Here is a 12,785-nt window from a genome sequence, read left to right on the forward strand (position 1 = left end):
GCGGCTCGGGGCTCAAAAGTCAAGAGCCACGGCCTCATCCGGTGCAAAACCGGTCCCTCTTCACGCTTTCTCAGAGTTTTGGCGCGAAGACACGCTGCATTCCATTTCATACGCATCGCTGTCGCCACTTTCTTAAGCGTCCGAAGGTAGTCTTCGGACATTCGCTTCGCCGCACGCTGGAACCATGAACATTCTGCGCTTTCCCACTGTCCGATCGTCGGGAGGACCATCTGGGCCCTCCGACGCGGACGTGCGCGCGGAAGCCGACGATCGAGACCCGCCGCTCAAGCCGGCACCCATGATCCTGTCCGGGCCCAACCAGCCGGAACTGCGCGTTCTCATGGCGGTGACGATGTTCCAGCGCTCATCAATCGAGATGCTGCTGACGCGCAACGACAGGGTGCGCGCCATACTCGACCAGTTCCGACCGACCGAATCGTAAGGGCCTCATCCGAAAGCGACCAAGCGACGGCGGCCTGGACCTAACGAAGATGTGATCGCCAGTAGACCGCATCTTACTCGCCTGATATGAGAACGATCGTTCGCTCTCATCTGGCTGATTTCATGACAATCATTGCACCGATCGAACCGTCCGAGGCGGCGAGCGCGCCCCTCTCGCGCAAGGACCACATCCTTCGCGCCGCGCGGCTTTGCTTCTCGCGCTCGGGCTTTCATCGCGCGTCGATGAGCGAAATCTGCGCCGAAGCGAAGATGAGCCCGGGCGCGCTCTATCGCTATTATCCATCCAAGGACGCGATCATCGAGGCGATCGCCGAGGAGGAGCGGCTGGCCGCGAGCGCCTGCCTCGCCCAACTCGCCGCGCCCGGCCCGATCGCCCGCCGCATCACCGATGTCGCGCTGACCTATCTCGCGCAGGCCCGCGACCCCGAGACCGGCAATCTCATGGTGGAGATTTGCTCGGAATCGCTGCGCAACACGGCCGTCGGCGAGCGCTTCCAGGCGATCGAGGCCGAAGTGCGCCAACGGTTTCAGGTGGTTCTGGAGGAGGCGCGCTCGCGTGGCGAGATCGCCGCCGACCTTGACCTCGACCTCGCGCTGACCTTTCTCATGGGCATGGGCGACGGCCTCGTCATGCGGCTTCGCCTTGAGCCCGAGCGCCCAGCCGAAACGCTGCGCCCCTATCTTCACCGCATGATCGCCAGCCTTCTGGGGGCCGACCCCGCATGATCGCGCGCGCTCCTCTCTCTCCCCTCCCTCGCTTCTTTCGGAGTGTTCCCATGCTTCGGTGCCTGGCCCTCTCCCTTGCCGCTTCGGTCGCGCTGAGCGGCCTGACCGCTCCCACATGGGCCGCCGAACCGGCCGCACCAGTCGCCGCGCCCCCGCCGCCCAACATCTCGGTGCTGACGGCCGAGCCGCGCGAACTGGTGGCGAGCGTCACCGTCACCGGCACGCTGACCCCGCGCGAGACCGTGACGGTCGGCGCGGATGTCGATGGCCTGCGCGTTCGCGAGCTTCTGGTGGACGAGGGCGACGAAGTGAAGGCCGGTCAGGTTCTGGCCCGGCTCGAAACCGACATGATCGACGTCAATCTGGCGCGCTCCGCCTCGCAGGTCGCGCGCGCCGAAGCCGCGATCGCACAGGCCAAGGCCGCGATCACGGAAGCCGAGCCTGCCTCGGTGGAGGCGGATGCCTCGCTGAAGCGCACGAGGGCGCTGAACGACAAAGGCATTGTCGGCCAGGACGTCTTGGACACGCGCATCTCGGCCGCCGCGACGGCTGCGGCCCGCCTTGCCTCCGCACGCCAGAACGTCGCCCTCTCGGAAGCGGACCTCGCCGCGACGCGCGCCGAGCGCGCCGAGCTGGAGCTTCGCCGCTCCAAGGCCGAAATCCGCGCGCCGACGGACGGCCTCGTCCTGCGCCGTGTCGCCCAGCTCGGGCAGATCGTCTCGGCGGCCGGCGGCGGCCTGTTCGAGATCGCGCGCGACGGGCTGGTGGAACTCGACGCCGACGTGTCGGAAACCGCGCTCGGCGCCATCCGCAAGGGCGAGCCCGCCGAGGTGACGGCGGCGGGCGGCATCAAGAGCCAAGGCGAAGTGCGCCTGGTCTCGCCGCGCGTCGAGCAGGCCTCGCGCCTCGGGCGCGTGCGCATCGCCCTGCCCAAGGAGGCTGCCCTGCGCGTCGGGGCGTTTGCCCGCGCCGTGATCGAGACCGATCGCAGCACCGGCGTCACCGTGCCGCGCACCGCCGTCAACACCGGGCCGACGGGCGATTTCGTGCAGGTCGTGTCGAACGGCGTCGTGGCGACGCGCACCGTCACCACGGGCGTTTCCACCGGCAGCGCGGTGGAAATCCGCTCCGGCCTCCAGGCGGGCGAAAGCGTCGTCGCGGTCGCCGGCACCTTCGTGCGCGATGGCGATAAGGTCACGCCCGTGCCGGCCGAGACGCTCGAAACGGCGGAGGCCAAGCGATGAACTGGAACATCTCGGCCTGGGCGATCCGCAATCCGGTCCCGCCCATCCTTCTCTTCGTGGTGCTGGTGGCCATCGGCATCGTCAGCTTCATGAACCTGCCGATCACGCGCTTTCCCAATATCGACGTGCCGGTGATCTCCGTCACCGTCACCCAGTCGGGCGCCGCGCCCGCCGAGCTGGAAACGCAGGTCACCAAGCTCGTCGAGGACGCCGTCGCCGGCGTCTCCGGCATCAAGCACATCACCTCCACCGTGACGGACGGCCAGTCCGTGACGGCGGCCGAGTTCCGGCTGGAGGTCAACACCGACCGCGCGCTCAACGACGTGAAGGACGCGCTCGCCAAGATTCGGGGCAATCTTCCCCGCACGATCGAGGAGCCGATCGTCCAGCGCATCGAGGTCGAGAACCAGTCGATCGTCACCTATGCCGCGACCTCGCCGGGCATGACGCCCGAGCAGCTCTCCTGGTTCGTGGACGACACCGTGATCCGCGCGCTTCAGGGCATCAAGGGCGTCGGCAAGGTTGATCGCATGGGCGGCGTCAAGCGCGAGATCCAGGTGCGGCTCGACCCCGACCGGCTTGGCGCGCTCGGCATCACGGCGGCCGAGGTGAACGCGCAGTTGCGCGCCACCAATGTCGATCTGTCGGGCGGCCGAGGCCAGTTCGGCGGCCAGGAACAGGCGATCCGCACCCTCTCCTCCGCCGGCACCGTCCGCGCTCTGGCCGATACACGCATCGCGCTGTCGGGCGGGCGTCAGGTGCGCCTGTCGGAGCTGGGCACCGTCACCGACACGGTGCAGGAGCCGCGCTCGTTTGCCCGGCTCGATGGCCAGCCCGTCGTCGCCTTCTCGATCTACCGCTCCAAGGGCGCGAGCGACACGACCGTCGCGGGTCTCGCCGCCGAGCGCATCGCGGAGCTTGCCAAGGCGCATCCCGACGTGCGCTTCACGCGCATCGACGACAGCGTGACCTATACCTACGGCAATTTCGAATCGGCCATGGAAACGCTGGCCGAGGGCGCGTTCCTCGCCGTCGTGGTCGTGCTGCTCTTTCTGCGGGACTGGCGCGCGACCTTGGTGGCCGCCATCACCCTGCCGCTCGCCGCGATCCCGACCTTCTGGGCCATGAGCATGATGGGGTTCTCGCTGAACCTTGTCAGCCTGCTCGCCATCACGCTTGTGACCGGCATTCTGGTGGACGATGCGATCGTCGAGATCGAAAACATCGAACGCCACATGGGCATGGGCAAGCCGCCCTATCAGGCGGCGATGGAAGCGGCGGACGAGATCGGCCTCGCCGTCATCGCCATCACGCTCACCATCATGGCCGTGTTCGCGCCGGTCTCCTTCATGGGCGGCGTCGCCGGCCAGTATTTCAAGCAGTTCGGCCTGACGGTCGCGGTGGCGGTGTTCTTCTCGCTGCTTGTCGCGCGCCTCATCACGCCCATGCTGGCGGCCTATTTCTTCCGCCCGCAGACGCATGAAGGACCGGGCTTCGCCCCGCTCCTGCGCCGCTATGTCCTGCGCATCGCGCCGCTGGCGGGTCTCGCCATCGGCGCGCTCTTCGCGCTCGCCGCCCTGCCGGAAGCCACGGGCGGCAACGCGGCGGTGGACTGGCTGAAGCTCCATGCCCCCGCCGTCACCTGGGATCAGGCCGGCGCGCTGTCGCTGCGCATCGCCATCGGCGCGGCGGTGGCCGCCGTGCTCCTCGCCTTCCTCAACCGCCCGCATCCCGCCGAGCAGCGCGACGGGCCGCTGATGCGGGCCTATACGGGGTTTCTGGGCTTCACCGTGCGCTGGCGCTGGCTGACGCTCGCGGTCGGCATCGGGCTCTTCTTCCTGTCGATGGACGCCACGAAACATCTGCCGACCGGCTTCATCCCCAAGGAAGACGCCTCGCGCATCGTGGTCTCCGTCGAGCTGCCGCCGGGCACGACGCTGGACTCGACCCGCCGCGCGGTGGACCGGGCGGCGGCCAGCATCCGCGAACTGCCCGAGGTGCGCTCCGTGCTCGCCATCGGCGGCTCATCACCCACCGGCACGCTGGAGGTGCGCCGCGCCGCGCTCACGATCAATCTCGTGCGCAAGTTCGACCGCCACCGCAGCCAGGCCCAGCTCGAGCCCGTCATCGCCGCCAAGCTCGCGGCGATCCCGGACCTGCGCTCCTTCTTCGTCAACGACCGGGGCGAGCGCGAACTCTCCGTCGGCCTGCTCGGCAGCGACGGCGCGGCGGTGAGCGAGGCGGCCGCGCGGCTGGAAAGCGAGATGCGGCGCGAGCCGATCTTCGCCAATCCGTCGGCCATGATGTCCTTCGCGCGGCCCGAGCTTCGCATCGTGCCGCGCCTGGACGAGGCGGCCGATCTCGGCATTGCGCCCGAAGCCATCTCGCAGACCGTGCGCGTCGCCACGATCGGCGATGCGGACGCCAATCTCGCCAAGTTCAATATCGGCACGCGCCAAATCCCGATCCGCGTGCAGATCAGCGAAACGGCGCGGCAGGATCTGGGCGCCGTGCAGTCCCTGCGCGTCCAGACGGCCAAGGGCGGCACGGTGCCGCTCGACGCCATCGCCGCGATCGGCTTCGGCCAGGGCCCGTCCACGATCGACCGCTACGACCGCGAGCGCCTCGCCAAGGTCGGCACGTCCATGGCCCCCGGCCATGAGATCGGCGAGGGGTCGGCCTGGATCGCTCAGAGTGAAACCGTCAAGACCCTGCCCCCGGGCGTGCGCCTTCAGGCGGTGGGCGACGCCGAAATCCAGGGCGAGGTCTTCGCCGGCTTCGCCTCGGCCATGGGCGCGGGCATCATGATGGTACTGGTGGTGCTGATCCTCCTGTTCGGCTCGGTCTTCCTGCCGATCACCATTCTCGCCGCCCTGCCGCTCTCCATCGGCGGCGTGGTCGGCGCGCTCTGGCTGACGCAGAATGCCGTGTCCATGCCGGTCGTCATCGGCATTCTGATGCTGATGGGCATCGTGACCAAGAACACGATCATGCTGGTGGATTTCGCGGTCGAGCAGGAGCGACACGGGATGCGCCAGCGCGACGCGATCATCGACGCCGGTCGCAAGCGCGCGCGCCCGATCATCATGACCACGATCGCCATGGCGGCGGGCATGATGCCGGCGGCCATGGCGACGGGCGAAGGCGGCGAGTTCCGCGCGCCCATGGCCATCGCGGTGATCGGCGGCCTGCTCGTCTCCACCGTCCTGTCGCTGATCTTCATCCCCTCGCTCTACACGCTGATGGATGATCTGAGCGGCCTGACGGGGCGCATCTTCGGCAAGCTCATGAAGCCCAACCGGGCCGATGGCGAGGCGCCCGCCCACGCCCATCACGCAGCGCCGCCGCTCGCGGCCGAGTTCGAGGCGGGGCCGACCTGGAAGCGCGTCACCGAGTTCGGCGGCCAGAAGGACGCCGGCGGCGGCGGCACGCTTCAGCCAGCGGCGGAATAGCCGTCACCCGAAGAAGTATATGAAGGGGCCGGTTTTCGAACCGGCCCTTTTTCGTGGACGGACGTCTCGAATGCTCTGCCCACCCCGACAATGCGAACAGCCCGCTCTGCCTCGCCCTTGAGCAGCCTGCTCAGACATGCGCCAAACGCAGAACTCGCCGCCTTATTCCCGCCCAAAACCCTTCGATGAGGTTGAGATTGCCTCGGAGACTCGAGCGGTTTGCATAAGTCGCATGGCAAGTATGCGCGTCGCTGCATTGCAGCATGGCTCGGCCGATCCTATTCTTGGATCAACACGCAAGCCAAAGGACCCCTACGATGAAGCTCACTGCTCGACTGCGCGAAGCCCTTCGCCCCACCCGCCAGAGCGACCGCGAAGCCGCCTATCTCAACGAAGCCACCTCGCTCGTCGACCTCGAAGGCCGTCAGCGCGAAATCGATCGTGGCCGCTATGGCCGCAACCACAACTCGGGCTTCTGATCCTCTCGACAGCGTATGCTGCGGGGTGACGGTGCATTCACCCCTCCCCGCTCGACAGGGGGCCTTCGCCCCCGCATAAGCTGGCCGCGTTCGGCGACAGCTCTCAGGACGGCCCGAACCTGTCGATGATCAGGCCTGCCGTCCATGCCGGACCCGCTTCCGCCCCAAGGGAGCCGCCCGGCGGCCCGATGGGCCAGTGTCATCGATAGCTCCCCTCGCATCCTGTCCTGCGGAGCTTGGCCATGGCCTCTTCTCTCGAACTCGGCCTCGACACGTTCGGCGACGTGACGCGCGGGCCGCACAGTGCCCTCCAGCCGCACGCGGCGGTGCTTCGCGAAGTGGTGGAGCAAGGCGTTCTGGCCGACGAGCTGGGCGTCGATTTCTTCGGCGTCGGCGAGCATCATCGCGCCGATTTCGCGGTATCCGCGCCCGACATCGTTCTGGCCGCCATCGCCTCGCGCACCAGCCGCATCCGTCTCGGCTCGGCCGTCACGGTCTTAAGCTCCGACGATCCGATCCGCGTGTTCCAGCGCTTCTCGACGCTCGACGGCCTCTCCTCGGGCCGGGCCGAGGTCATTCTGGGGCGCGGCTCCTTCACCGAGTCCTTCCCGCTCTTCGGCTTCGACCTCAGCCAATACGAGCGCCTGTTCGCCGAAAAGCTCGACCTCTTCGCGGCCCTGCGCGCGGGCGGCCCGGTGACATGGCAGGGTTCGATCCGCCCTCCGCTCACCGAGCAGAGCGTGTTTCCGCCCACCGAAAGCGAGCCGCTGCGCACCTGGATCGGCGTCGGCGGCAGCCCGGAATCGGTGGTGCGCGCCGCGCGCTACGACATGCCGATGCTGCTCGCCATTATCGGCGGCGATCCCGCCCGCTTCCGCCCCTATGTCGATCTCTTCGCGCGCGCGAGCGCCGAAATGGGACGCCCTGTCCGGCCGATCGGCGTTCACTCGCCGGGCTTCGTCGGCGAAACGGACGAGGCCGCGCGCGAAGCCTTCTGGCCCGACTACAAGCGGATGCACGATCGGATCGGCGCGGAGCGCGGCTGGCCGCCGCTGGAAAAGGCGCAGTTCGAACGCGAGATCGAGCGTGGCTCGCTTTACGTCGGCTCGCCCGAAACCGTCGCCGCCAAGATCGCCAAGACCGTGAAGGCGCTCGGCCTGTCCCGCTTCCAGCTGAAATACAGCGCCGGCCCCCTGCCCCAGGCCGATCTGATGCGCTGCATCGAACTGTTTGGGACGCGCGTCGCGCCGCTCGTGCACGAACTCGCGGCGAACTGACGCCAACAAAAAGGGCCGGCCTCCCGAGCGGGAGCCGGCCCTTCGTGTCGCATCAGGCGCTCAGGCGCTCGAAACTCTCGTCGTTCAAATCGAAGTCGAAGCCCGATCCTGCCGACGGTGGGGCGGCGGACGGACGCTGGCTCGGTGCGGGCTGTGCCTCACGTGGCTGGATGCGCGGCGCCCGCTCCTGCGCCTTGGCGGCCACGGGCTCGGCGCGGGGCTGCGCCGGGCGCGGCGCCAGCTTGAAGAAGGATGCGCGCTCGGCCAGCCGGTGCGCTTCCCCGGACAATTGATCGGATGTCGCCGCCATCTCCGTCGCCGCGCTGGCGGTGGATTGCGTGACCTGGTCGAGCTGCGTGATCGCCTGGCTGATCTGGTCGGCACCCGCCGATTGCTCGCGGCAGGCCGCCGAAATTTCGGCGACGAGTTCGGCCGTGCGCTCGATGCCCGGCACCAGCGCGGCGAGCTTCATCTGCGCGCTTTCGGCCACCACAAGCGTCGAGGAGGAGAGTTCGCCGATCTCGCGCGCGGCCACCTGGCTGCGCTCGGCGAGCTTGCGCACCTCGGAGGCCACCACCGCGAAGCCCTTGCCATGCTGTCCGGCGCGCGCCGCCTCGATGGCGGCATTCAGAGCCAGAAGGTCGGTCTGGCGGGCGATTTCCTGCACCATCGCGATCTTGGAAGCGATGTCGCGCATGGCGTCTGCCGACTGCGCGACGGCCGCGCCGCTCTCGGTGGCGTGGCGGGCCGCCTCGGCCGCGATCTTTTCGGTCTGCGACGCGTTTTCGGCCGTCTGCCGGATATTGGCGGTCATCTCTTCGATCGCCGCCGAGGACTGCTCGGATGCCGCCGCCTGCTCGCTGGACCCCGAGGACAATTGCTCGGCCGTCGCGGCCGACTGGGTCGAGCCGGAGGCGACCATGGCGGCCGAAGCGTTCACGTCTCCCGCAATCTCGGCGAGGTTGCGGTTCATCAAAGCCATGGCGCGCTGGAGATCGCCGATCTCGTCGGAGCCCTTCGCCTCGATCTGGCGCGTCAGGTCGCCGGCCCCGATCGAGCGAGCCATGGAGACCGCCGTGTCCAGCCGCTTGGTGATGTTGCGGGTAACGAAGACGCCGCCGGCCGCCATCGCGAGCGCCATGCCCAGCAGCCACAGACCCGCTTCGATCATGCGCTGGCGCAGAATGGCCTGGATGTCATCGACATAGACACCCGTTGCGACCGTCCAGTCCCACGGCTTGAAATAAGCGGAATAGGCGTATTTCGGCACATCCTCCGTGCCGCCGAGCCGCTTGGTGGAGTAGCTCGTGAACCCACCGCCCGCGATGGCGCGGCGGATCATTTCCTGGTTGAGATAGACGCCGTTCTCGTCCCGCCGCTCCCAGCCGCTTTCCCCTTCCTGCTCGGCCTTCGGGAAGATCGTGCGGATGCCCTTCGAATCGAAGCTGACGAGATAATTGTCCCCGCCGAAGCGGATCGGGCGCAGGGCTTCGCGGGCTCGGTTCTGAGCTTCGGTGAGGGACAGTTCGCCCTTTTCCACACGCCCTTGGAGCGAGGCGATCGTCGTCATGGCGGCTTGGATCTGCGCGGTCAGGAGGTCGCCGCGATCGGCCCACAGCTGGTTGCGCAAGGTCCAAAGCTGGACGCTGGCGCAACCGATGGCGATGGTAATCGCAAAGGCCATGAGCAAGAATAGTTTCCGCCCAACGGTGAGACGCATAAGAAACTCCTGGATTCGCACGAATGCAGCAATCCAGCGCAAGCTCGCCGAAAGGCGTTAAGAGTTCCCGAGACGATTGGGAAAAATGCCAATACGACCTGATAATCCAAGGTCATGGTAAATGGGCGTTTTCAAACAACCCCGCACGTCAACAATGCCCTCAGGTTACAAACGTCGGCGCAAACCGGCGAGAAACGCAACGCAGGCCATGCGTCTGCGATACCGATCAGGGCAGGAAAAGTTTGAGCAGCAGCCAGCCGGCGGCCATCATCATGCCAAGCGCCGTCGTGTGAACGAAGAGCGTGACGATCGTCTCGATTCGCATGGCATTCTCCCGCGCCGCTCCCCATCCCCCGATGGGCGGCGAACACACGACACGGCGTGGGTTCGATCTGGCATGGACGAGCTTAGCCCAGCCGCTTTTCCGAAGAACTGACGCGGGCGACCGCAGCGGACCTATCCACCGGAAAAAGAAAAAGCCCGCTCGGGGGAGGACCGAGCGGGCGAAGAATGCAAGGTATCTGGGAGGAAACGATGCACAGACACATAACCATGCTGCACCGCACTCCAGCAAGCCCAATATTGCATAGCTGCCATGCCCGTCACGATATTCGTGCATAGATTGTGATTTGCATGGTGGGGTTACCGAGGAGGGTTTGGAGCGCGAGAGGGCTGATCGGCTCTGGCCTTCGGCCGTGCTCTCCGATAGCGAGCGCGCTGGAAGTGTAGAGGCTTGGCGGAGGGCAGCATGGCCGATCGGGAACAGGTTGCGGGAGGGAACTGGCTGGAGCGCGCGTCGCACCGCCAATGGCTCTTGCGCGAAGCGGACGATCTGTTCCGCTTCTTCGAAGGGGCGAGCCTCAATTGCGACGGGCGGATTTCCGTTCCCGACACGAAGGGTCGGCCGATGCGCGACGGCACGCCAACCGAGCTTCACACCACGACGCGCCTCGTTCATTGCTTCTCGCTCGCCAGCCTTCAGGGCCGGCCGGGGGCCGACGCTCTGGTGGACCACGGCATGAAGGCCCTATGGGAGCGTCATCGCGACGCCGAGCATGGCGGCTATGTCTGGAGCTTCGGCCCGGATGGTTTCGCGGACGACAAGAAACAGGCCTATGGCCACGCCTTCGTGCTGCTGGCGGCGTCCAGCGCCCTGCAGGCCGGGCACCCGGACGCGCCCCGGCTTCTGGCCGATATTACCCAAACGCTGAACACGCGCTTCTGGGAAGAGGCGCATGGCGCGACGGCCGAGGAGTTCACGCGCGACTGGCAGCCCTTCGACACCTATCGCGGCCAGAACTCCAACATGCACCTCACCGAAGCGCTGATGGCGGCCTTCGAGGCGACGGGCGAGCGGCATTATCTCGACAAGGCCGGGCGCATCGCCGACCTCATCGTCAACCGTCACGCCCGCGCCACCGGCTGGCATCTGCCGGAACATTTCGACGCGGACTGGCAGTTCGACCGCGCCTATGACGGCAACCCGATCTTTCGACCCTTCGGCACCACGCCCGGCCATTGGCTGGAATGGGCGCGGCTTCTGATCCAGCTTTGGAAGTTGGAAGGACGGGTAACCGACTGGATGCCGGACGCCGCCAAGGCGCTCTTCGCCAAGGCCGTGTCGGATGGCTGGGACGAGGCGCGCGGCGGGTTCTTCTATACGCTCGACTGGGACGGCCAGCCCCGCATCGCCGATCGCTACTGGTGGCCGGTCTGCGAGGGCATCGGCGCGGCGGCCGTACTGGGTGCGGTCACGCAGGACCCGTTCTACGAGACCTGGTATCGCCGCATCTGGGACTTCGCGGCGCTCCACCTGATCGATCGGCGGCGCGGCGGCTGGCACCCGCAGCTCGGCCCCGACAACCAGCCCAAGCCCGAGCCCTTCGCCGGCAAGCCCGATCTCTACCACGCGCTTCAGGCCTGCCTGATTCCGCTTCTGCCGACCGATACGGGCCTTGCCAAGGGACTTCGCGAAGGTCATCTGCGCGGGGCGTGAAGCCCCCTCGCCCGCAAGAACCCGACGCTCGAAGCCTTCTGCCATGCTGCGTCGCAGCATGGCTTTCGCTTGCGCTCGGGCGCGATCCGTCGTTCCCCTGTGTCCCGCCGTCGGACAAGCAATTCCGGGAGGGAGGCGCATCGGCGGCGAAGCGATACGAGTGCTGCGGATGTCTCATTCTTCTCCCCTGCCGACCGATGCGACCGAGGCGGTTCTGGTCGGACGCCTGTTCGACCCCAAGGTCGGCGGTCCGGTCATCGTCCATGTGCGGGGGGACCGGCTGGTGGACGTCTCCGCGCTCGCCCCCACCGTATCCGAGCTTCTGGAAGGCACCGACGTCGCGGCCCGGCTGCGCGCGGCCGAGGGCGGCCGATCCTGGGCCTTGTCCGACGTCTTAGCCGCCAGTGAGGCGCATGAGACCGGCGAGACGCGGACGATCCTCCTCGCCCCTTGCGACCTCCAGGCGGTGAAAGCCTGCGGCGTGACCTTTGCCCGCTCCATGGTGGAGCGCGTGATCGAGGAGCGCGCCAAGGGCGACTACGCGCTCGCCAACGCCATCCGGCAGGAGATCGGATCGGTGATCGGCGGCGCGCTGGCCGAGGTGGTGCCGGGCTCGCCCAAATCGGCCGAGGTCAAGCGCATCCTTCAGGAAAAGGGCTACTGGTCGCAATATCTGGAAGTCGGCATCGGGCCGGACGCGGAGGTCTTCACCAAGGCCCCGGTTCTGGCAAGCGTCGGCCATGGTGCCGAAGTCGGCATCCTGCCCATGTCGGAATGGAACAATCCCGAGCCCGAAGTGGTGCTGACGGTCAATTCGCGCGGCGAGATCCTGGGCGCGACGCTCGGCAACGACGTGAACCTGCGCGACGTGGAAGGCCGCTCCGCCCTCCTGCTCGGCAAGGCCAAGGACAACAACGCCTCCTCCTCGATCGGCCCCTTCATCCGCCTGTTCGACGAAGCCTTCACGCTGGACGACGTGCGCTCGGCCGAGCTGACGCTGATCGTGGAGGGCGCCGATGACGGCTACCGGCTGGAGGGCTTCTCCACCATGCGCGAGATCAGCCGCGACCCGGCCGATCTGGTGCGTCAGGCGCTCGGCCCCCACCATCAATATCCCGATGGCATGATGCTGTTCTGCGGCACGTTGTTCGCGCCGGTGGAGGATCGCGACACGCCGGGCAAGGGCTTCACGCACAAGCTCGGCGACCGCGTCACCATCGCCTCGCCGCGCCTTGGCGCGCTGACCAACACGGTGACCCACACCGACAAGGCCGCCCCTTGGCGCTTCGGCATCGCGGCGCTCATGCGCAATCTGGCGGCGCGGGGTCTCCTGTCGTGAAGCATTTCCAGCGAAAGCCGAGCCGGCTTTCGCGGCCGGACAATGCGGAAAACAAAAGCCCGGTGCCTTTCGGGCGAACCTATGGTCGGC

Annotated in this window: 9 protein-coding genes; 8 read left to right on the forward strand and 1 reads right to left on the reverse strand. The window is 67.4% G+C overall.

Features of this window, described 5'->3' with window-relative positions; translation table 11 throughout:
• The first annotated feature begins 184 nt into the window (after window positions 1-184).
• The 6 genes from AUL36_RS24465 (at window position 185) to AUL36_RS17795 (ending at window position 7,640) form a co-directional block, all read left to right on the forward strand.
• Window positions 185-442, forward strand: coding sequence for a hypothetical protein (locus tag AUL36_RS24465; RefSeq protein ID WP_210168868.1), 258 nt, complete (start codon window positions 185-187; stop codon window positions 440-442).
• A 122-nt stretch (window positions 443-564) separates the two neighbouring features.
• Complete coding sequence (locus AUL36_RS17780; protein ID WP_062223022.1) at window positions 565-1,188, forward strand: TetR/AcrR family transcriptional regulator; 624 nt, start codon at window positions 565-567, stop codon at window positions 1,186-1,188.
• A gap of 50 nt (window positions 1,189-1,238) precedes the next feature.
• Window positions 1,239-2,432 (forward strand): efflux RND transporter periplasmic adaptor subunit, encoded by a 1,194-nt coding sequence (locus AUL36_RS17785; protein ID WP_062222852.1) that lies wholly within the window; start codon window positions 1,239-1,241, stop codon window positions 2,430-2,432.
• The gene (locus tag AUL36_RS17790; protein ID WP_062222853.1) at window positions 2,429-5,884 is read left to right on the forward strand and encodes an efflux RND transporter permease subunit; all 3,456 of its coding nucleotides are present in this window, start codon (window positions 2,429-2,431) and stop codon (window positions 5,882-5,884) included. The genes AUL36_RS17785 and AUL36_RS17790 overlap by 4 nt, the downstream gene beginning before the upstream one ends.
• Window positions 5,885-6,201: 317 nt before the next feature.
• Window positions 6,202-6,363, forward strand: a complete 162-nt coding sequence (locus AUL36_RS23365; protein WP_156418450.1) for a DUF3563 family protein — start codon at window positions 6,202-6,204, stop codon at window positions 6,361-6,363.
• A gap of 242 nt (window positions 6,364-6,605) precedes the next feature.
• Entirely contained in the window at window positions 6,606-7,640 is a 1,035-nt protein-coding gene (locus tag AUL36_RS17795) for an LLM class flavin-dependent oxidoreductase (RefSeq protein ID WP_062222855.1), read from the forward strand.
• A gap of 52 nt (window positions 7,641-7,692) precedes the next feature.
• On the opposite strand, the gene AUL36_RS17800 is transcribed toward AUL36_RS17795, so the two are convergent.
• The gene (locus AUL36_RS17800; protein ID WP_062222857.1) at window positions 7,693-9,324 is read right to left on the reverse strand and encodes a methyl-accepting chemotaxis protein; all 1,632 of its coding nucleotides are present in this window, start codon (window positions 9,322-9,324) and stop codon (window positions 7,693-7,695) included.
• 784 nt (window positions 9,325-10,108) lie between these two features.
• Between AUL36_RS17800 and AUL36_RS17805 the strand changes: the two genes are divergently transcribed.
• Window positions 10,109-11,356, forward strand: coding sequence for an AGE family epimerase/isomerase (locus AUL36_RS17805; protein WP_062222859.1), 1,248 nt, complete (start codon window positions 10,109-10,111; stop codon window positions 11,354-11,356).
• Window positions 11,357-11,525: 169 nt separating this feature from the next.
• The gene (locus AUL36_RS17810) at window positions 11,526-12,695 is read left to right on the forward strand and encodes a fumarylacetoacetate hydrolase family protein (RefSeq protein WP_062222860.1); all 1,170 of its coding nucleotides are present in this window, start codon (window positions 11,526-11,528) and stop codon (window positions 12,693-12,695) included.
• Window positions 12,696-12,785: the final 90 nt, after the last annotated feature.

It is taken from the genome of Aureimonas sp. D3 (assembly GCF_001463805.1).
Lineage (GTDB): Bacteria > Pseudomonadota > Alphaproteobacteria > Rhizobiales > Rhizobiaceae > Aureimonas > Aureimonas ureilytica_A.

What these genes read in the sequence shown, in the direction of transcription:
- AUL36_RS24465 (WP_210168868.1), top strand. Translation starts at nt 185, where the DNA reads ATGAACATTCTGCGCTTTCCCACTGTCCGATCGTCGGGAGGACCATCT.
- AUL36_RS17780 (WP_062223022.1), top strand. Translation starts at nt 565, where the DNA reads ATGACAATCATTGCACCGATCGAACCGTCCGAGGCGGCGAGCGCGCCC.
- AUL36_RS17785 (WP_062222852.1), top strand. Translation starts at nt 1,239, where the DNA reads ATGCTTCGGTGCCTGGCCCTCTCCCTTGCCGCTTCGGTCGCGCTGAGC.
- AUL36_RS17790 (WP_062222853.1), top strand. Translation starts at nt 2,429, where the DNA reads ATGAACTGGAACATCTCGGCCTGGGCGATCCGCAATCCGGTCCCGCCC.
- AUL36_RS23365 (WP_156418450.1), top strand. Translation starts at nt 6,202, where the DNA reads ATGAAGCTCACTGCTCGACTGCGCGAAGCCCTTCGCCCCACCCGCCAG.
- AUL36_RS17795 (WP_062222855.1), top strand. Translation starts at nt 6,606, where the DNA reads ATGGCCTCTTCTCTCGAACTCGGCCTCGACACGTTCGGCGACGTGACG.
- AUL36_RS17800 (WP_062222857.1), bottom strand. Translation starts at nt 9,324, where the DNA reads ATGGCCTTTGCGATTACCATCGCCATCGGTTGCGCCAGCGTCCAGCTT.
- AUL36_RS17805 (WP_062222859.1), top strand. Translation starts at nt 10,109, where the DNA reads ATGGCCGATCGGGAACAGGTTGCGGGAGGGAACTGGCTGGAGCGCGCG.
- AUL36_RS17810 (WP_062222860.1), top strand. Translation starts at nt 11,526, where the DNA reads ATGTCTCATTCTTCTCCCCTGCCGACCGATGCGACCGAGGCGGTTCTG.